Source organism: Bacteroides sp. 224 (genome assembly GCF_010500995.1).
Taxonomy (GTDB): Bacteria; Bacteroidota; Bacteroidia; order Bacteroidales; family Bacteroidaceae; genus Bacteroides.
Window position 1 is genome coordinate 176,296 of sequence record NZ_QVMK01000004.1, and the last position, 19,873, is coordinate 196,168.

19 protein-coding genes are annotated in these 19,873 nt (G+C 38.3%); 9 read left to right on the forward strand and 10 right to left on the reverse strand.

Annotated features, from left to right (window positions below; genetic code table 11):
- Window positions 1–104: 104 nt before the first annotated feature.
- From D0T60_RS04265 to D0T60_RS04275, 3 genes are all read right to left on the reverse strand, one after another.
- Window positions 105–2,402: an ABC transporter permease gene (locus tag D0T60_RS04265; protein WP_163216914.1), complete on the reverse strand. Its 2,298-nt coding sequence runs from the start codon at window positions 2,400–2,402 to the stop codon at window positions 105–107.
- 51 nt (window positions 2,403–2,453) lie between these two features.
- Entirely contained in the window at window positions 2,454–3,704 is a 1,251-nt protein-coding gene (locus D0T60_RS04270; protein ID WP_163216915.1) for an efflux RND transporter periplasmic adaptor subunit, read from the reverse strand.
- A 357-nt stretch (window positions 3,705–4,061) separates the two neighbouring features.
- Complete coding sequence (locus D0T60_RS04275; protein WP_163216916.1) at window positions 4,062–5,528, reverse strand: TolC family protein; 1,467 nt, start codon at window positions 5,526–5,528, stop codon at window positions 4,062–4,064.
- Window positions 5,529–5,955: 427 nt separating this feature from the next.
- Here D0T60_RS04275 and D0T60_RS04280 point away from each other — a divergent pair, with 427 nt between their 5' ends.
- Together D0T60_RS04280 and D0T60_RS04285 are read left to right on the forward strand one after the other, a co-directional pair.
- Window positions 5,956–7,323, forward strand: coding sequence for a sigma-54 dependent transcriptional regulator (locus tag D0T60_RS04280; protein ID WP_163216917.1), 1,368 nt, complete (start codon window positions 5,956–5,958; stop codon window positions 7,321–7,323).
- On the forward strand, window positions 7,320–8,531 hold the full coding sequence (locus tag D0T60_RS04285) for a PAS domain-containing sensor histidine kinase (RefSeq protein WP_163216918.1): 1,212 nt from the start codon (window positions 7,320–7,322) through the stop codon (window positions 8,529–8,531). The genes D0T60_RS04280 and D0T60_RS04285 overlap by 4 nt, the downstream gene beginning before the upstream one ends.
- Here D0T60_RS04285 and D0T60_RS04290 read toward each other — a convergent pair.
- The 6 genes from D0T60_RS04290 to D0T60_RS04315 all read right to left on the reverse strand — a co-directional run bounded on the left by D0T60_RS04290 (window position 8,510) and on the right by D0T60_RS04315 (window position 14,647).
- Window positions 8,510–9,016, reverse strand: coding sequence for a hypothetical protein (locus tag D0T60_RS04290; protein ID WP_163216919.1), 507 nt, complete (start codon window positions 9,014–9,016; stop codon window positions 8,510–8,512). The genes D0T60_RS04285 and D0T60_RS04290 overlap by 22 nt on opposite strands.
- A 6-nt stretch (window positions 9,017–9,022) precedes the next feature.
- The gene (locus D0T60_RS04295; protein WP_163216920.1) at window positions 9,023–10,219 is read right to left on the reverse strand and encodes an XRE family transcriptional regulator; all 1,197 of its coding nucleotides are present in this window, start codon (window positions 10,217–10,219) and stop codon (window positions 9,023–9,025) included.
- 89 nt (window positions 10,220–10,308) lie between these two features.
- Window positions 10,309–10,689 (reverse strand): YccF domain-containing protein, encoded by a 381-nt coding sequence (locus D0T60_RS04300; RefSeq protein ID WP_163216921.1) that lies wholly within the window; start codon window positions 10,687–10,689, stop codon window positions 10,309–10,311.
- 54 nt (window positions 10,690–10,743) lie between these two features.
- A complete protein-coding gene (locus D0T60_RS04305; protein ID WP_163216922.1) occupies window positions 10,744–11,745 on the reverse strand; it encodes an ABC transporter ATP-binding protein in 1,002 nt (333 codons plus the stop codon).
- Between the two features lie 692 nt (window positions 11,746–12,437).
- On the reverse strand, window positions 12,438–13,616 hold the full coding sequence (locus tag D0T60_RS04310) for a helix-turn-helix transcriptional regulator (protein ID WP_163216923.1): 1,179 nt from the start codon (window positions 13,614–13,616) through the stop codon (window positions 12,438–12,440).
- A complete protein-coding gene (locus tag D0T60_RS04315) occupies window positions 13,613–14,647 on the reverse strand; it encodes a hypothetical protein (protein WP_163216924.1) in 1,035 nt (344 codons plus the stop codon). The genes D0T60_RS04310 and D0T60_RS04315 overlap by 4 nt, the downstream gene beginning before the upstream one ends.
- A 40-nt stretch (window positions 14,648–14,687) precedes the next feature.
- On the opposite strand from D0T60_RS04315, the gene D0T60_RS04320 reads away from it, so the two are divergent.
- From D0T60_RS04320 to D0T60_RS04340, 6 genes are all read left to right on the forward strand, one after another.
- On the forward strand, window positions 14,688–15,245 hold the full coding sequence (locus D0T60_RS04320) for a hypothetical protein (RefSeq protein ID WP_163216925.1): 558 nt from the start codon (window positions 14,688–14,690) through the stop codon (window positions 15,243–15,245).
- Between the two features lie 144 nt (window positions 15,246–15,389).
- A complete protein-coding gene (locus tag D0T60_RS04325) occupies window positions 15,390–16,103 on the forward strand; it encodes a hypothetical protein (protein WP_163216926.1) in 714 nt (237 codons plus the stop codon).
- Between the two features lie 11 nt (window positions 16,104–16,114).
- Window positions 16,115–16,723, forward strand: coding sequence for a DUF2589 domain-containing protein (locus D0T60_RS04330; protein ID WP_163216927.1), 609 nt, complete (start codon window positions 16,115–16,117; stop codon window positions 16,721–16,723).
- A gap of 21 nt (window positions 16,724–16,744) precedes the next feature.
- Window positions 16,745–17,017, forward strand: coding sequence for a hypothetical protein (locus D0T60_RS19015; protein ID WP_370524371.1), 273 nt, complete (start codon window positions 16,745–16,747; stop codon window positions 17,015–17,017).
- Window positions 16,954–17,307: an N-acetylmuramidase family protein gene (locus D0T60_RS04335; RefSeq protein ID WP_407925788.1), complete on the forward strand. Its 354-nt coding sequence runs from the start codon at window positions 16,954–16,956 to the stop codon at window positions 17,305–17,307. The genes D0T60_RS19015 and D0T60_RS04335 overlap by 64 nt, the downstream gene beginning before the upstream one ends.
- On the forward strand, window positions 17,288–17,755 hold the full coding sequence (locus D0T60_RS04340; RefSeq protein WP_163216928.1) for a hypothetical protein: 468 nt from the start codon (window positions 17,288–17,290) through the stop codon (window positions 17,753–17,755). The genes D0T60_RS04335 and D0T60_RS04340 overlap by 20 nt, the downstream gene beginning before the upstream one ends.
- A gap of 117 nt (window positions 17,756–17,872) precedes the next feature.
- On the opposite strand, the gene D0T60_RS04345 is transcribed toward D0T60_RS04340, so the two are convergent.
- Window positions 17,873–18,820, reverse strand: coding sequence for an Rpn family recombination-promoting nuclease/putative transposase (locus D0T60_RS04345; protein WP_163216929.1), 948 nt, complete (start codon window positions 18,818–18,820; stop codon window positions 17,873–17,875).
- Between the two features lie 147 nt (window positions 18,821–18,967).
- On the opposite strand from D0T60_RS04345, the gene D0T60_RS04350 reads away from it, so the two are divergent.
- Window positions 18,968–19,819, forward strand: a complete 852-nt coding sequence (locus tag D0T60_RS04350; RefSeq protein ID WP_163216930.1) for an Rpn family recombination-promoting nuclease/putative transposase — start codon at window positions 18,968–18,970, stop codon at window positions 19,817–19,819.
- The last annotated feature ends 54 nt before the right edge of the window (window positions 19,820–19,873 follow it).

Consider the following 19,873-nt stretch of genomic DNA (forward strand, 5'->3'; position numbering starts at 1 on the left):
AAATATTCTTAATTAGTTATTATAATCCCTCTGCTCTTCGGGCATCTCCCTTGCAGGAGAGGTATTCCTGCGGCATCGGGAATCTGGCTTCGGCACCTCGCCGATTATTCACTCTTTATTGTTTCTGCCGGGTTTTGCCTTGAAGTAAGATATATGCGAGATGCAATAGTTAGAATGATAATAAAAGTTGCTATTGCTAATGCATAAATCCAAAAGAGTGGATTCTTGTAATTAAACATTTCAAAACTCTCAGAAAGCTTAATACATACTGCCAAGCCAAGAATAACGCATAAGCAAGATACTATAACAAACAATCTTATATATAACTTAGCAAAAAGCAAATAAATATCCTTTATAACGGCTCCGTTTATTTTACGAATAGCTACTTCTTTTTGCCTTCTCTGCGTATCAAGAGTTATTGCACTGTAAATACCTAATACAGTAATCATTAAGCATACAATAACACAAATTAGAAATAAAATTTTCAGCAGCACCAATTCAAGAGATTCATTGTGTTTTTCTAATGTTGTTACTTCATAGTAAGAACCTGCCGGCAAAAAACTTTTTATGTAGTTGGTTAAGCTGTCGGCTATTTCTTCGCTATCTATTTCCGGTTTCACTTTTATATAAATTGTTCTTGGTGATTTCTCCCAAAAAGGAATGAAAGCTACTTCTGTAAGATAAGAATTTCGTTCTTTATAGTTTATTAATCCTGTAACTGAATAATATTTGTTTTTTACTCTAAAACCACTCAGCAATGAATCCTTTTCTAATTGATCTTTCAGGCTATGGTTAATGTAACAATAGGGTTTATTCTCCAAAGGTAGCTCTATCGGATAATTCATTATAGAAAAATATTCCGGAGAAACGCCTTTCAGTTGAAGGTCTGTTGTCCCATTAGCAGATTGGTACTCTGTATAATCAGCAGAATAAAATGCTATCTTTTCTACCCAATTTGTATTCTTTATATAATGAATGATTTCATCGGCATGGTCATATAGTTTGTGCTCATTCTCAAAAGACATAAATAGAATTTGCTTCTGCTCCTTCAATGTTAAATAAGGGTTGTATTGAGTTTTTATATAATCTGATTGCAAGATGGCACCTACTGTAGCCAGAAGAAACGCAACACAAATAAATAGTTGAACACCCAATAGTATATTTCTTAATTTATGCCGATTGCCATTCCGAATCCATACCATAACATTCTTTTTGTTCTTTATTCTCCAGACGTTTACAAGGGCTACCAATAAGCAAATAATAATAATGCATATAAAATATTGACCTTGATGAAACATTAATTCCTTTATATCAAGTGAAAAATCGGCTTGAACTTTATAAGGAAGAATAGATAGAATATATGATATCAGCGATTCGGTTAAAGACACAGTCAACAAAAAAGAGATGAGAGTTAATAAGCACAATTCAGTAAATAGCAATCCGAATAAATTCTTTGAAGTTGCCCCTAAAATTTTGCGTAAGCTGATTTCTTTAGACCTGTTCAGGAAAGAACTCACTGTAAAACTCAGAAAGTTTATTAATCCGGCAAACAACACTAAAAATCCAATAAAAGACAGATACATGGCGGTCGGGTTGCGAACTCTCATATCTGAATATAACTGCACTTCCAGTGTTTGCTCTCTTAAATCTCCACCCCCAAATATCTTTCCTTGCAATCGTTTGTTTATGCTCTCTACATTTACTTCCGGAAACATTAATAGAGAAATATCACCGGAGGCTTTATCATTCCGGGTTATAACATCTATTTCTCTCTGAAGGTTTGTCCATAAAGGATAATCCTCAATAACCCCAACAATTATACAGAACTTGGGCTGATCAAACTTCATGTATCTAAAAGAATTAACCATTAGCTGTTTCCCTACAATAGAATGATTGTCTAATCCCAATCGGGCTACGAACGAACGCGTAACTAAAGCTGCATCAAGTCGCTCGGAGAACGAAAAAACAGTTCCCTCAATCACTTTAGGAGGATATACTTTAAAGAAATCCCGACTTCCTTCAAAAAGACGAACTCTATATTCATTGGATAAAGTATCTGATATTTCAAGCTCTATATTTGCAGAAGTTGAAGTATTATAACGAGCTACATACTCAACTTCCGGAAATCCTAATTCCAGAAACTGATCAATGACGCTTCCTGCTGCCTGATGATATTTATAAATTCCATTACCTCCATCAGGGATACCCTCATAATGAGTAAAAAGCCCTGCCATTCGGTTGTAAGTGGAGAAACAACTATCTCCACGAAACATCGCTCTTCCATAATAAGAACAAACACTAAAACAGAGCACACCTGTTGTTAGCCCTAAAACACAAATAGTAGTTTGTATTTTATGCCTTATTATATTACGGAATGCATTCTTTATATAATTATATAACATGATTTCTTTTTTTATTAGTTATAAGTCCCTCGCTCTTCAATAACTATTGTTTTATTTTACTATCAACTCCTGTGCATCCCCAAAAGTATCATACCCGGTAGTTACCACATAATCGCCAACTTCTAAGCCACTTGTCACTTCATATTGCTGTGGATTTTGTCTACCTATAGATAATGGTATACGGGTGGCTTTTGTTTTTGAAGCATCCAGCTTATAAATCCATTGTCCGCCGGTGTACTGATAAAAGTTTCCACGAGAGATAACTATAGCTTCTTCGGGTTGGCCAAGCTCTATCTGTATGCGGTAGCTTTTGCCGATACGTGCATTGTCCGGAATTTCATCGGTAAATACCAAGTCGACCTGAAACATTCGTTCTTTTACTTCCGGCACTACTTTTGAAATCTTTAACGGATACTTTTTACCTTGATAGTTAACAGATGCCGGTAAACCCGTTACTATACGGTCAATATAGTATTCGCTCAATGATGTTTGTATCTTAAACTGATCCAGGATTTTAATCTCTGCAATAGCTTCATTCTGAGAAACAATCTGTCCCGGGGTGACTTTTACGAAACTAAGTTGCCCATCAATGGGAGCTCTTACTACTAAATCTTCAAGTCTTTCTTTGCTTCGTTCGTATTTCTTTTGCTCCCACTCCATCTCGTTTCGGATAAGGTTTTTACGAATAATGGCAACGGCAGAATCTCTTTTCAGGGTTTCTCGTTGTAGCTCGGCACTTTTTGTTTTGAAAGTATATTCATCTTCGGCTACTTCCAGTTGTGCTTTGCTCTTAATCCCCATCTTGTATTCTTCTTTATCCAGTTCGTAGCTTTTCTTTAGCAAAGCCAGTTCATATTCGGTTTGCAAAGATTGCTTTTGCAAGTTCAGGCTTTTTTGCTCCATTTCAATTTCTTTTTCCTGAAAAGATATTAATTGCTTCTGCCATTCATCTTGCTGATCTTCAATAGCACGGATTAAACTTGGGTTCGACAATACAAGAATAGTATCTCCTTTATGAAGCATACTGCCCTCCTCGCCTATTATACGAGCCACACTCCCCGTTTCGCGACTATTTACTTTGATGGTTAAAATGGGTTGCACAACGCCTTCCGCATCTACATACTCCATAAACTTATCGTTTTTTACTTCTACTATCTGAATTCTGTCTGCTTCAACACGCAACCTCCTCGGACTCAAAGATAGAGTGATTACGTAAATAAAGAAAGCAAAAAACAACACCCCAACCATCAGGTAATACTTATACCGAATATACCAAGGTTTCTTTTTAAGTTTTATATCCATTGCTTTTTTGAAGATTAGTTGTTTTTAATTATAGCTCTTAAGTTAATGTTCGCAATTAGTCATAAGTTCTGTGCACTTTTATCATCGGAATCCCGAGGGGATTCAATTTGAATAACCCCCAGTGAAGCGAAGCGACTGGGGGATAGTAAGTCGCCACACACAGCCTGAACCCCGAAGTGGGTTCAACACCTTCAGCGTTGAGAGGCGTTGGCACGTTACCCCCCCCCAGTCGCTTCGCTTCACTGGGGGTTATTCAAGGTTCAATCCCTGCGGGATTTACTGAAAGTATATAAAAATGTCTCAAACTTCTTCTTAAAACAAATTCTTTTCTTGATTTCATAATTGTATTCTTTTAATTTATTGTTCTAATTCTTTTATATTAACCATTAATTCTCTCTGAAATTCAAAATCATATAAAGTAATACTACGTAGTGTATAATAGAGGCTCCAATATTTATAAAGAGCACTTACGTAACCTTTCCGGGCATTATCTTTCTCTACAATAGAGGCATTCAGATCCAGTATAGTAGATTTCCCAAGAAGATAAAGCCTGCGAGCTACATCGTTTCTGCGTTGAGCAGTTTCATCTGTACGCACAGCTATCTTCACACGTTGTGCCTGCAAATTGAATTGCTTTACCAGTTTGCGGATATTCAGTTCGAAGTCCGTTTTATTTTGTTCCACCTGCGTGTAGATCAGGTCGCGCTGAGAACGTGCCACACGAATCCTTCCTTTTCCTCGTCCCCAATCAAGGATAGGTAATGAAATGCCCAAGCTAATATGTTGTTGCTCAATCGGATTCTTGTAAGCCTCTCGCAATTTATCTGCGGTTTGAGTTAACCCAAACTTTATATAAATGTCTGCTTTAAGCCCTGCATTGGCTTTTGCTTGTGCCACTGCATTTTCACTTTCCAGCTTGCGACGTATCATATTTTGTATATCCGGACTATTTTCATTAGCCATCAACAGTGCTTCGCTCAACCCTATTATAAAATCCGGTACAGAATCGTTTATTACTACTTTCAACTCTATATCTTCCTGAATACCCAAAAAGGAACGAAAGTTCTGCATAGAATTGTCAACCTCATTACGCGCGTTCATCCGATTCGTTTCTTCCGAAAGTTTATTTAACTCCAATTGCAACATTTCATTTTCGGTAATTGTACCTATCTTATATCTGCCTTCTGCATATTTGTAGAGCGTATCTGCATTGGCATAGTTAAAACAAGCTATTTCATAATTGCTTTGTGCGTTAGCAAGATCAAAGAATCTGTCTACAGCTCTTGAGGCAACCAGCTCCAGCGTTTCCATATAACTCTTCTTGGCTTCCAGATAACGTACAGGTTCAATCCGCCTGCTCCACTTCAACCCATTATACCCGAATATAGACTGACGATAAACGATATTTACCGGTGATGTTTGCCAGGAAACGGTTTTATCGCCCAACATGTCCATTCGTTGCACTTCTGTTTGTAGTGAAAGGCTTCCACCGGTCCATGGAATATTTTGGGTGATAGACAAGGAAAGATCGGTACCCAACATGTTTTGTTCTACAAACTTCATCTTTCCATCCTGCAAAGAAATTTTGTTTATAGACCTGTTTAAGTAAGGGTCTGACGCTAATGTAACTGACGGCAAATAGTTTGCCTGATAATATTTGTAATTCCAATATTCCGACCGGAAACTATGCCGTGCCGTCTGAGCATCAGGAGAAAACTTTTGTGCTCTGGTTATTGTTTCCTCAAGAGTCAGTTCCCATACTTTTTGCGCATTGCTTTGTATGGAGAATAAAGAAATGAATAATATTAATAACGTTCTGATCATAGTTTCTTTTAAATTTTTAATATGGTATCTTTTGAAAGTAGCGCTTATGATAATAATATTCACATACTATAATATACAAACCTAAAAGATTGTAGTATCACAAGCATATTGCTACTTTGTACAATTAGTGTTTAAAAATTAATCTTCGGTTATTAATAGTCAAAAGCTGTGCCAAAGTCGTAATCAACTTATAATCAGGACTATTCGAAAATAGATAGAGAGAAAACAATGTGCGTATGTGCACAAATTACGTGCAATAACGCACATACAGCACAGGGGAATAATACCTATATTTGCATTATTAATTGAACCACGGAGTTACGCAGATTAACGCAGAGTTTTTCTAATTTTCTTGCGGCAACGTAACTTAAAACTCCGCGTTAATCCGCGTAACTCTGCGGTTCAAACATTAAAATAAACTTTGGATATGAATAAACAAGGGAAAATATTAATTGTAGACGACAATGAAGATGTACTTTTTGCTCTTAACCTACTATTAGAGCCCTATTTCGAAAAAATAAAGGTAGCCACTACTCCGGAAAGAATTGCCCACTTTATGCATACGTATGATCCTGACATTATTCTGCTGGACATGAATTTCAGAAGAGATGCAATCAGCGGACAAGAAGGTTTCGAAAGTTTAAAAGAGATTCTTTCTATAAATCCGCAAGCCATAGTTATTTTTATGACTGCTTATGCCGATACCGATAAAGCCGTAAAAGCAATTAAAGCAGGAGCCACAGATTTTATATCCAAACCCTGGGAGAAGGAAAAGCTGCTGGCTACTTTATCGTCGAGCATTAAGTTAAGCAACTCGCGCAAAGAGGTATCCATACTCAAAAAACAAGTGGAAGTATTAAGCAGCTCTTCTTATACGGAAAATGAAATTATAGGCGAATCGACCGCCATGCAAAATGTTTTCTCTACCATCCAAAAATTAAGCGATACCGATGCCAATATACTTATATTAGGAGAAAACGGCACCGGAAAGGATGTTTTTGCGCGATTATTATACCGGTCTTCCTCTCGTTTCGGCAAACCCTTCATTACTATAGATCTTGGAAGCATACCCGAGCAGTTATTCGAAAGCGAACTCTTTGGGTACGAAAAAGGAGCTTTCACCGATGCCCGGAAGTCAAAAGAGGGTCGTATGGAAATGGCAACCGGCGGCACGCTGTTTTTAGATGAAATAGGCAATCTGTCTTTACCCATGCAAGCCAAGCTGTTAACAGCTTTAGAAAAACAACAAATCAGCCGGTTAGGAAGCACGCAAATGCAATCTATTGATGTAAGACTTATCTGTGCAACCAATGCGAATATTCATCAAATGGTTAACGAGGGAGCTTTCAGGCAAGATTTACTATATCGCATCAATACAATCGAAATTCATATCCCTCCCTTACGCGAACGGGGGAATGACATTATTCTGCTTGCGGAACACTTCTTAAAAATCTATACCACTAAATACAAGAAGAAAATCAGTGGTTTTAATAGAGAAGCCAAGAATAAGCTATTAAAATATGGTTGGCCGGGCAATGTACGCGAGCTTCAACACAGTGTGGAGCGAGCCGTTATATTAAATGATAATTTGCAATTGCGTCCTAATGATTTCATGTTTCAATCTGCTTCGCAACAGTCACACAAGGAGATTGAAACACTGAATTTAGAACAATTGGAGCGTAAAGCTATAGAGAAAGCCATGAAAATAAGCGAAGGAAACATTACACGTGCGGCCGAATACCTGGGCATAACCCGTTTTGCTTTATACCGGAAACTCGAAAAATTAGGTTTATGAAGAAATATCCTTTGTCAGTAGCCATACATATATTGCTTATTATCTCCCTTTCCATCGTAAGTTTTATGTGTTTGCAAAAACAGCTATGGTTTAGCTCTATTGTATCCACAGTTATTCTTATTGCTGTCTGCATACATCTGTACAGCATGCAAATAAAGCATATCAATTCGATGTACAGAATCACAGAGAACGTGCGCGCCAGAGAAATAGAACTTAAACAACGAATGGCAACCGAAGAAATAAAGCATCAATATTATGAAAACCTGCTAAACAAAGTAGATACGGCCGTTTTGGTTAGTAACATACACGGAAAAGTGGAATGGTCTAACCAAGCAGCCAAAGAGCTGTTGGGAATTAAACCACAAGTTCCGGATATATTGCTCTCGCTTTCCACACACGAAACACGAATTATCCGTTTGGAAGTAAATAAAACCATTCAGGAAATGGCGGTATCCTCTACTCTTTTCTCGGCACAGGGCAAAGAACAGCTTATCATCAGCTTGAAAAACATTCATTCTGTGCTGGAACAAAATGAAATGGAAGCATGGCAAAAGCTGATTAGGGTATTAACCCACGAAATTATGAATTCCATTACTCCCATCATTTCCCTCTCAGAAACAATCAGCGAGCGCCAAGCAGAACTAACCGAGAACACCAAAGAATCTAAAGTAATGCTTCAAGCCATACAGGTTATCCACCGAAGAAGTAAGGGGTTATTAAACTTTGTAGAAAACTACAGGAAGCTGACAAGGCTGCCTGCTCCCACTTGTTCCGACGTACGCGTGGAAGATCTGTTGGGCGATATCAAGAGATTATTTGCCAATAAGAACTTGGTATTCGAAAACAATTACCCAAACCTTACCTTACATATAGATCGTTCTCAGATAGAGCAGGTGCTGATTAATTTGATAAAGAATGCTCTTGAAACTACAGAGAAAAAAGAAAATCCACACATCCTAATTAGCACCGAAGTAAAGAAGACAGAAGAAATAAGCATTCATGTAAAAGATAACGGAGAAGGCATTTTGCCGGAAGTAACCGACAAAATTTTTGTGCCGTTCTTTACTACCAAAACATCTGGATCGGGTATTGGACTCAGTCTTTGCAAACAAATCATGAGTGCTCACCAAGGTACTATTCAGGTGAAATCGGAACTGAAAAAAGGGAGCTGCTTTACACTGAGATTTTATATGCGCGGACTCCCATAACCCTTACTAATATTAAGGTCTCGAATTTTTGTGTAAAGATCAAACATTGTTCCTTTATTCGATATCCAATCCATTATTATATTAATCAATTCATTAATATCCGGAATATATGCCATTCTGCCATCAGCGCCTCTAATTCCTTTTTCGTTTTTTCTATGACCTCTGGTTAGAAAAGTATTCTTTTCTTCATAAATCAATTCTCTTGCATCTTTATTTTCTTCACCTTTAGGAAGATGCTTTTTTAACAAACGATTCACTACATTATAATACAAATTAAATTTTTCCTCAGGATCGTCTATTTGTTCTAACACCAAATCCGCAATTTCATTTTTAAACTCAATTTGACCATCCATGTCAAAGATTAAAGTTTCTTCTTTAACTTCATCGGCTTTCATAAGAATAACTTCACGCTCCATCTCTTGCTCACGTTCCTTTTTTATCTTTTCAAGCTCTTCTTTAGAGAGTTTTTTTCTTTTTTCTTCCATTCTTTATTATATGGCTATTATTTTTTTAATTTGTTTGGCAGATTCAATTAGAGTCTCTCGTTCAAATGGATGCGTATTTAATAACTGTAACGCACTATCCATTTTAGGTATATATTTATTATAAAAAGCCCACTCGCTTGTTTTATAGCAGTAAATAGAATAAATTATAGAAGAATGAACCCCCCACTCTTTTGCGAGTTTCTCAATGCTTAAAGGTGACGAAATATACCCTGAAGCAAATTTTAGCCGAGATTCATTCAGCAAATACTCCTGAGCAAAGCTATCAGCTTTTTCTTCATTCATCAAAAAAAGATCTCCTTCTCCACTACTAATATGATATGTTCTTTTTTCTATTTCTTCTATATCATACAAAACATGGTGCAATTCATGCAGCAAAGTAAACCAGAGTGTAGGATAATTATTTTGTAAATCAGACAAAACAATACAAGGCTTACTGTTTACAACCATAGTTGCTCCTCTTACTTGGAGTTTCTCAACACTGGGTTGAAAAAGAACAGTTACACCAACTCTGTATAATGCTTTTAGTACCTTGATAAGACCATTTTCAATATCTCTTGTATGTGGACGAATTTTGGGAATCAAATCAATCAGTTCTTTCCTGTCATAATTATAGGGATTTGCAATTGTTTCAAATTGAACAAATGCAGATTTCACCCAGAAATTACGCATTAAATCATTGGAATTCCTTTTAGTTCGACTGAAAGCAGACTGCAATGAGTCCTCTGAATAGTTATACAAAGTTTCTATATTGAAAAAAGTTTTTATTTTTTCAGCCATTTCATAAGAAGATGATCCTGATTTAAAAAACTTTATCTTATTTAAAATCGAAACATCAAAATACTCTACAATATATCCAGCTTCTCTCGCTCGCTGGATATCGCCTATTTGTTTACTATCCAAATCCGGCACATATACTTTAATTAGATCATTAACCGAAATGCCAAGAAAATGAGCCAGCTTTATTACATTAACAAAATTAATCTGTTTAGCCTCACCATTGAGTATAGGGTTAAGGGTCTTGGCATCCATCCCTAACATCTTCTGTATTTGTCTGTCAGACAATTTTAGGCTATTTCTTTTGGAAATATATAGTTCTTTCAGTGACTTAACTTCATCAATGTTGACTGATGATTGAATAGCTGCATCAATAACTTTTCTAAGTTCTATATCTATATTATCCATATTTATGAGGAATATTTTCCACAAAAATACAAAAACAAATCAAATCCATGCCATTCAGTGAGGAAAATCTTCTTCACTAAGTTGTTAATCTACCCCTTTTTATCCACCACCGTTTTCCCAAACGGAGCTAACGCTAAAGCTGCCAGTTTAAAATGCTGTCTTCCGAAAGGAATGCCAATAATGGTAATGCAAAGCACTATGCCAAATACAAGGTGAGAAAGACTGATCCAGATTCCACCTACGAAAAACCATAATATATTCATAAATACACTCAAACATCCTCCGGATTGAGGAGAAGTTCTCACTTCTTTTCCAAAAGGAAGCAAAGCCAGCCCTGCCATTTTGAATGTTTGAATACCAAAAGGAATACCTATAATGGTAATCATCATCAATAAACTGGAAATTATATACTCGATACAGGTAAATATACCTCCTAAAAGCAGCCAAAGGATATTTAATAGAATGTTCATAATACTATAAAATAAAGGATTAAATGATGATTATATGTACACAAATGTAACAGATTAATTTATCTTACCCAATAATTCGTCAACAGAATTCACTTTTACAGTTTCTCCGGTTGCAGTAATATAAATACTGAAAGTAGTTTCATTTATTATTTCAATCACATACTCCTGATTAGTTGTGCTCTTTGTTGCCCGAATTCCATTTCGTAAAAGCGCCTTCCGAATCATGGTATATGCTTGCCCTTCTCCTATTAATGCCGCTTCTTTCTTTATTTCAGTATGAATGCGAAACAACCCGGTTTCTAAATCAAAAGCCAGCCCTTTGCCCGAGAAGGAATGTGCCAAAGTGCCGTCTAAGGAAAGATCTTCGGGGGTTCCCACCGTAATGCCCCCCTGGTTCATAAGCCATATTTTATCGGCTATCTGAAGAGCCAGTTCCAAATCATGGGTAGACAGGAAGATGGTTTTATGGGTGTGCCGACTTAATTCATGCAGTAATTGCATCATCTCTACTTTACTTGGGAAATCGAGAAAGGCAGTAGGCTCATCTAAGAATATGATAGGCGTTTCTTGTGCCAATGCCTTGGCTATTAGTGTTTTTTGCTTTTCACCATCACTTAAAGTATGCACCATTCTCCGAGAGAGGTGGGTGATATTTACCAAACTCAAAGAACGATCTATTACGGCATCATCTTCTTTATTCAGCGACCCAAAGAATCCGGTATAAGGTGTTCTGCCTAAAGCTACCAGTTCTCTTACAGTCATGTTTCGTACATCTATTTTGTCGGTTAGCACCACACTGATTAAAGAAGATAATTCTTTGCCGGAATAGCTTTCAAGTTCTTTACCCAGGAGGGATATTTTTCCATCTATTTTAGGTTGAAAAGCAGATAAGGTACGAAGGAGGGTTGATTTCCCAATACCATTAGCACCAAGCAAACAGGTAAGCTCTCTATTATACAAGGTAGCATTGATATGTTGGGCAACGACCTTCTTATGAGAAGAAGAACTCTGATATCCAATAGATAAAGAGTCTATTTGTACGGTCTTTTGTTTCACCTTTTATCTTTTAGTTGCAAAGATAACGTCAACTTATTGATTTTGCCCAATCTTGGTTGAATAAAATGGTCTGAGTAGGTATTCAAAATTAATTCATCTAAGTAGATGCTCATAATTAGTTGTATGATACCCCCTCCGCCCTTTGGGCACCTCCCCCTTGCAGGGGAGGATCGGCGAGGCGCCGAAGCCAAGTCCTCGATGCCGCAGGAATTCCTCCCCTGCAAGGGGGAGGTGCCCAAAGGGCGGAGGGGGTACTTTATAAATTAATCCCGAACACTTACCTATAAAACAATCCATGAAAACCGCTTTATTTGTATCAAAATAATCAAAAAGCATAATTTCTCCCTCAGAAAGTTTTTCCTAAAAAAAAGTCCCATAAGTTCCACCGAACGAATAACTAATTGGTATACAAAAAGATATATTGATGGAAGTTCCTAAAAAAAGTTCCACCAAGTACCACCAAAGTCCCACCTTTTTCGATATTATTACATAGATTATCTTTTTATGACCTATACTATTTCTTTCGTTTATTCATTTTTTTTATTTTTCTGCCGATAGAAAAGGCTTTTGTACACCCGGGTGTACCAGGCTTGTAGACGGGGATGTCCGCTATCCGTACATCCGGGTGTACTGAATTTCTCCACCGGGGTGTAGAAACCACCAAGAAATTTTCATAAAAAAAGAACAAAATATCATTCCATCCTTATTGTTGCTTCTTTATCTTCTTTGTTCTTTGCCCGTATATAGCCCCGGTAGTTGCTAAATCCGGCTTTTTGTACAAGTTCCATTCCGCTAAGATTCTCATAATCGGGATGAACGCGTAGTTTGGCCAACTCTTTGAGGCGCAGCTGGTTGATGTAGCGACTGAAATTCATTGCATACTCCCGGTTGATGAATGCAGAGAGGTAAGTGCGGTTGGTCAGCAATTCGGTAGCCATATCGGTTATGTGGAGGTCGGGGTTCAGATAAGGTTTCTTTTGGCGGATGTAGCGTTCAAAGTTTTCTTTATCAATCTTTTTATCTCTTTTCTCTTTCTCTGTAACATCGCTCTTTGAGCCAAGAGGCACAGGTGCAGATGCAGAAGTATGCAACGCTTCTTCCGACTCTATGATCTTAAAATTCACAACCACTACATTGTAGCAAATAATCACATCCTGAAAAACAGATAACATGAGTGGAAATATAAGTGCAATGGTGTTAAACAATGGATTTCGACCTAAAAAAGAACCCAACAGCACAAGTGGAAGAGTACCCAATGAAATGAAAAACAGCAGGTAGAGCCACCGAATGGGTGAGCGACCTTCGTCGGCCGAATAATCTTGTATTGCCTGCCGATAATGCCGGATGCGCCGAAGGCTGAGCAAGGAATAAATAATATTGTAAACGAAAAATGCGAAAGATTTAGAGGTCATCAGTAATGCATACAATCGATAATCGCCATAAACCCTCCCATGACTCTCGATAATGGTTAACTGAACATCAAAGGGAACGAAAAAAGATCCGGCGAAAATGCCACCCACAACAAATAGGGGAATGAGGAAGTGCCATACACAAAAACGCTTATCGCCTTTTGTGCGAGTGATGCAACAAACAATATAATAGAGCAACACCTCAAAATAAAGCATCGCCAGATACAGAGCAGGGTGTATAAAAACAAATACCCTCGGATGCAGCAGGTAGACCAACATCGAAAACCAACAAAAAGAGGAACAAAAAAACATAACTGCCACCACCGTGGAGATCTTCTTCGATTGACTTCCTTTATTACGTGCCTCAAACCGGTTGACCAGCATCACCACACAACTGAAAAGCGTAATGAAAGCGGCTCCTGCAAGGGATATGAGTACGATAATGTTCGATGTATTCGTCATTCTTCGGTATGTGTTATGGGGGTTGAAGCACGGTGGTAATGCCTTACGTCGGTAAACCCTGCTATTTTCACCAGCTTAGCCAAGTCGGTATTTACATTGGATGGTAGTTTTTGCAACCGCCTCACTTCCTTCAACCGCAGTTGGTTGATGTAGCAATTGAAGTTGATGCCATAAGTAGTATTCACAAAGTTAGATATGGCCGTGCGGTTTGCTTTGAGCGGTTCTATCAGGTCGGTTATCTTCATTTTGGGGTTCAGATATGGCTTGTTATTTCGCATATAGGCTTCAAAGTGTTTCTTTGTGATGGGTGTTGATACCAGTTTTCCTTGCGGAGAGAGTGTTACTTCGGATGTTCGTTTATATTCTCTCTTCTTTAATTCCGGTTTCTCTGCCTGTTCCGGAATATCGGGAGTAGCTTCGCCGGCTTCTTCTTTTACCATATAAATAAGGAAATTCCGGCATATAGCATTGTATCCCAATACTATATGCTGACAGCAAGAAAGCAATACCAATCCCAGGAAACCTCCGGTAGACGTTAGCCGCGAACGAGGAACCAAAAGCATAAAGACCGCAAACAGAAGTATAGTCAACGCAATAGCCATCAGTGCCACCACCCAACGCTTCAGCTTTATGGGTACATCTTCTTTGCTCTTTGCAGTTGTATAATAAGCAAACAACCGGCGGATGGATGCAACTGTATAAACCATTCCATAGACAAATAGTAAGATGGGTTTTGACAGGAAAAGAAGAGAGTATATTTTATACCCCTCGTATAGCTGTCCACGCCCTGCTACAAGAGCTTCTTGCACATCAAACGGAATAAAAAAAGAACATACAAACAAGGCTCCCGGCACAATAGCGGCTATGATATAATGCCATACAGAAATATTTTGCCGTATATCTGATGAAGTTAACTGAAATATATAACGATAATAGCTAACCACCGTTAACAACACAGCAGCATACACAAAACTATTTAAACAAACAAATCCGGCAGGGTGATAAGTATAGATAAAAAAAGAAAACCACACAAATGTGCATAAGCCATAGAACCAAAGCAAAGTATGTTTTATGTTTCGTTCGGGTATCGTAAAGCTGTCGTACCTCGGGGCTGAAGTCCAAATAAAACCAGAAGGAGAAATATCTACATCGGATTTTAAGCACTTGTCTTCGCTTTTCCGTTATACGCTGCATAATAATACAGGCACAGAACTGAAAGTGAAAAATATTACAGCAACCATGACAAGCCCACTTTTCGTAAAACACGCTTCATTTTGCCCTTATAATAAATTGGGATTTACTATGACTGCAGAAATATCAAGTAACAGTAGTACACTTAAATTCTCGAATGTCAATAATAACGATTATGCCACAATCGCTAATAATGAGAGTTATGATGCTTTTATGCCATTCTTGACAGGAGCAGGTATGAAAAATAGTGAAAATATTACTTTTGCCGAAGATGAAAAACTTGTTATTTCTGCACAAATAATCGTCGGAGACGAAGAAAAAGATATTACACTCCTTACAATAGATGCATCCCAAATAGCAGCTGCTAATAATGGTGTTAACTATTTTGAAAGAGGAAAACGTTATTGGTTCGATTTGCATTTTGATCCTATACAATAATAGAATTGGGCGATTATTATGACTAAAGTGTAGCAGATCGTATTTACACAACGAAAATAGAGATAAAGTGATAAAAGGAGATTTACCTTTTATCACTTTTTTTGTTGTTAGAAAAGAGAAGTACAATAATCAGTTCTATCCTTCGTGATATGGTACTGGCTCAACACCAGGCAAACACCTACAGAAAAATCCCCCCTACCGGCTGTTGCTTTGGGAGAGGTAGATTTAGAAATTCGTTATGGCGTACAAGATGCTCTTGCACAATGCGAACAAACAGAGATTAATTATGTAGAATTCCGCAAATTGAGCAAAAGCATGGCTTTCCGTTTGGCAGAAGTAGTAATCGGCAGGGTGGCATCTTCTATACTGACTTCCTTGCAAGACAATCCTTACATAGACCGCGCATTGCCTACACAACTTGCCAAAGAAACAGAACTATTCAGTAAATACTGTTCCTTTTTAAGCAAAAAGTTTCATCGCTCCATTAAAAACGACTTTACCAACCTGATGAAAGAAGATGGTATGCTCGATGGCACTAAACTAACAAAGAACATCATGCAGATAAGCGAAAACGAATTTCTCAATCACAAAGAAATCACTCCGTTTTTTGCCGGCGAATATACGGTTAACATCAAAGAAAATGCTAAAAAGGAGGTACAAGCTGCTTTGACCGAAATCATCCCCGGTTTAATTAAAGATTCCAATTTCCTGCGCAAAAGGCTACTTCCCTCTATGGATGTAGTGATTGCAGCCGACGAACTGGCGAAACTTCCCGAAGAATGTATCCATACTTTCAAACTAAAAATATCTCCTCGTGAAATACCTTTCTACACAGAAGAAGACGAACACGATGAATAAAAACAATGATTATGACAAAGAAAAACAATAAGATTAAACAAAGCAGTAGCCATGTTATGGACTTGAAAAACCTGATATCGGGGCCACTGATTGCAACCATTGATGCCGATTCTATTTCTTCGCAAAGATATCTGCAATACCTGTTTGAGATTGCTTTCGAAAGCTATAATAAAGAAACCGGCGAAGTGGGTGCGCTGCGAATGCTGACATTTAGCTATATGAATCATGATGTGAACGGCAGCCGTCTGCAGAAAGTTTCTATTCCGTTGCTGACACTGGTTCCGTTGCCACTTTTACAAGTAAAGGAAGCCGACTTCGATTTTGATATAAAAATCATAGATGCCATTAACGAAGAACGTGAAGAAACCTTCTCATTCAAAAACGAAGAGGCCGTGCAAGAGGAAGGAAATACTCGTAACAGTACAAGACTGCGTGTTGCCCTCACCCCCTCACAAGGTGATGGAAATACCAAACAACGGATGCAACAAGGCTTAAATAGCAACATGAAAGTAAAAGTAAAAATGCAGCAGGCAGATATTCCCGGAGGACTGGCTAACCTACTCCACCTAACGGCCAACAATATATTGATGGAAGAAGAGAACAGTAAAGAGAACGAATAATAGCACTAAATATACTATAAAATGAACCAAACAAACAAAACACCCGGTATAACTTGCCCCCGATGTAACAAAACCATTCCTGTATCTATAGAACAACTTTTAACCTCACATTCGGTTATTTGTTCCTCCTGCTGCCTTGTACTTACCATCGACAAACAACAATCGAAAAAAGCAATGGATGCCTTATCCAAAGTAAAAAAAGCGCAAGACGAAGTGGAGAAAGTAAGTACATTTATTGCAAAGGCGGCCTCAAAGAATACGACCGATTGGAGCAGGCAAAGAAGATTAACATAATTGCTGCCTATAGTTCTGCCAGTTGGGGCATGTTTCAGATTATGGGATTCAATTACGCAGCTTGCGGCTGCAAAGATGTTATAGAATTTGTAGAGCGAATGTCGGCAAGCGAAGGCGAACAGTTGACTTTGTTTATCCGTTTTCTGCAAGCAAACAAATGGAGTCAATATCTACAATCGCTTAATTGGAGTGAATTTGCCCGTCGTTACAATGGTCCCGGCTATACTCAAAACCGATACGACGAAAAGCTGGCTGCTGCCTACCAAAAATATGATGCAAACAAAGAGTGATTTATTAAAGAACATTGGAATGATTGCCCTACTGATAGCCCTGATAACCGGTTCTATATTAGCTTATAGAAGAGAAAGCCGTATTAAACCCTGCGAATATGAGAATGACCCTGTATTACGGGTTCTGTTTCCAAAAGGCAAACCAATAGGGCAAGCATTCAGCCGTTTTCAACCGGATAAACGCATGGTGCGAGTGGATTCGTATCAGGAAGCTTACGAAATTTCTCTTAGTATGTGTGTGGATAATAAACAAGTGGTTCCGGCTCTGCCGGAATTTCCGCATACTTGCTACCTCTACCCCCTTTGTGGAAAGGATGGTTATTTGTGTTTCACGGATAAAGCAGAACTGAACACTTATGAGGTAGCTGTTATTTGGGTAATGTCGGATTCGATTAGTAAGCTGGGAATAAGGGAGATACGGTTTGTAGAGATGAGGAAAAAAGAGTGAGTTTATTGTTGCAGAAAGTGAAGCAAAATATGGTCAGACCTAACGAGGCAAAAGGTCGGACCTAATTACTCAAAAGGTCCGACCTAATGTAGCGTTAGGTCCGACCTTTTAGAAGGGCTATCCCAGCCCCTCTATCTCTTCTATCGACAAGCCGGTTGCTTGAGTTATGATGTCAGCAGATACACCAAACTGTTTGAGCTTTCGTGCGTTAGCTATATTTTGATTTTTGGCTCCTATTTCCATTCCTTTTTCCATTCCTTTTTCCATTCCTTTTTCCATTCCTATTTCCATACCTTTTTCCATACCTTTTTCCATACCTTTTTCCATTCCTTTTTCCATTCCTTTTTCCATTCCTCTTCGCTCTGCACTACTATAAAGTGTTTTTTCAACGCTAATGATGTCCCAAAACTTTTCATATTCAAACAGTTGGTCTTCGGTAAAGGCAGATACCTCTAAAGTATTAAGAGCCTTCTTGATTTGAGGATTTTCCAATAATTCTTGGGATACCTCGTGTGTTTTCTGACTGATTTCTGTTAGATAGCGAAGCCATAATACATGCATTTTCTTTGCGGCATAAGTTTGCGGCGTAAATTTAGGAAGTTCTACAAATATCAGATGAAGGCCTTCTATTACCTTTTTGGTATGTTCTGCGTGTACCAATTGATAATAATGGTAATACCCCTCCAGGTCCGATTCGAACACTTCGTTTACCAGATTGAGCGAATATACCGGTTGCAACAGTTCATATTGTTCGCCACTATCTATCTGACGGGCGTATGCTTTGGAGGCATTGAATAGTACGCGCTGTTTAAACTCGGGCGACCAGATCATCTGCATTTCTACAATAAACTGCCTGCCTTGTTTATCTTTGCAACGCACATCTACAATACTGTTTTTACGCAAAGGGTTTTCAGGAACCAATTCAGAAGAAAGGTATTCAATATCGGTTATCTCCTCTCCTTCGTTAATAGGAAGAAGTGCGTTCAAGAGGCTCATCACCAAGTCGGGATGCTCGCCAAACACACGCTTGAATGTCAAATCGGCTTTAGGGTCGAGGTATCGCATAAGAGTTTAAATAACTGTGTAATTACTATTTTCGTTATTACAAAAATAGTACTTTTATTTGTAGAGGCAATGAATTTAATAGACTTTCCTTAAATACGAAAAAAAGCACTACCTTTGTTATCATAACGCTACAAAAACGAAGCATCTATGGCACGATACATCAACCCTTATACCGATTTTGGTTTCAAGAAGCTATTTGGCACAGAACTCAACAAAGAGTTGCTAATCAGTTTTCTAAACTCCCTACTTCCTGATGGTCAAACCGTAAAGGACATAACTTACCTCAACACTGAGAAACTGGGCACGCAAGAGATAGATCGCCGTGCCGTGTTCGATGTTTATTGCGAAAATGAGCAAGGTGAGAAATTCCTTGTAGAGATGCAAAAAGGCGAGCAGCAATTCTTTAAAGACCGCAGCCTGTTCTACAGTACTTTCCCTATTCGCGAACAAGCAGAAAAAGGTAAGAATTGGAACTACGAGCTTAAAGCAGTCTACACCATTGGTATACTCAACTTTACTTTCGACAACAGTAGTGACGATTATTTTCACCACGAAGTAAAACTTGTAGATATGGGCAGTCAAGAGGTATTTTACGACAAACTGACCCTCATCTACCTCGAAATGCCCAAGTTCAACAAAGCAGAAGAAGAGTTGGAAAATATGTTCGACAAATGGATGTTTGTACTTCGCAACCTATCCGGACTAATGGAACGCCCAGCCGCATTGCAGGAACGCGTATTCAATCGTTTGTTCGAAGCTGCTGAGATAGCTCAATTCGACCGTCGGGAATTAGTGGAGTACGAAGATAGTTTAAAAAACTTCCGAGACTGGTATAGCGTGATGGAAACAACACTGAATAAAGGACTTGCGCAGGGAAGAGTAGAAGGCAGAGTAGAAGGCATTATTGAAGTTGCTCGAAACATGAAATCTAAATCCATCCCATTGCAAACAATTCAAGAACTAACCGGGCTTTCTTTGGAAGAGATAGAATTATTGTAAGCCGAAGGAAACAGATACAAAAAACCTCCCAAACTCACTTGTTTGAAAGGTTCT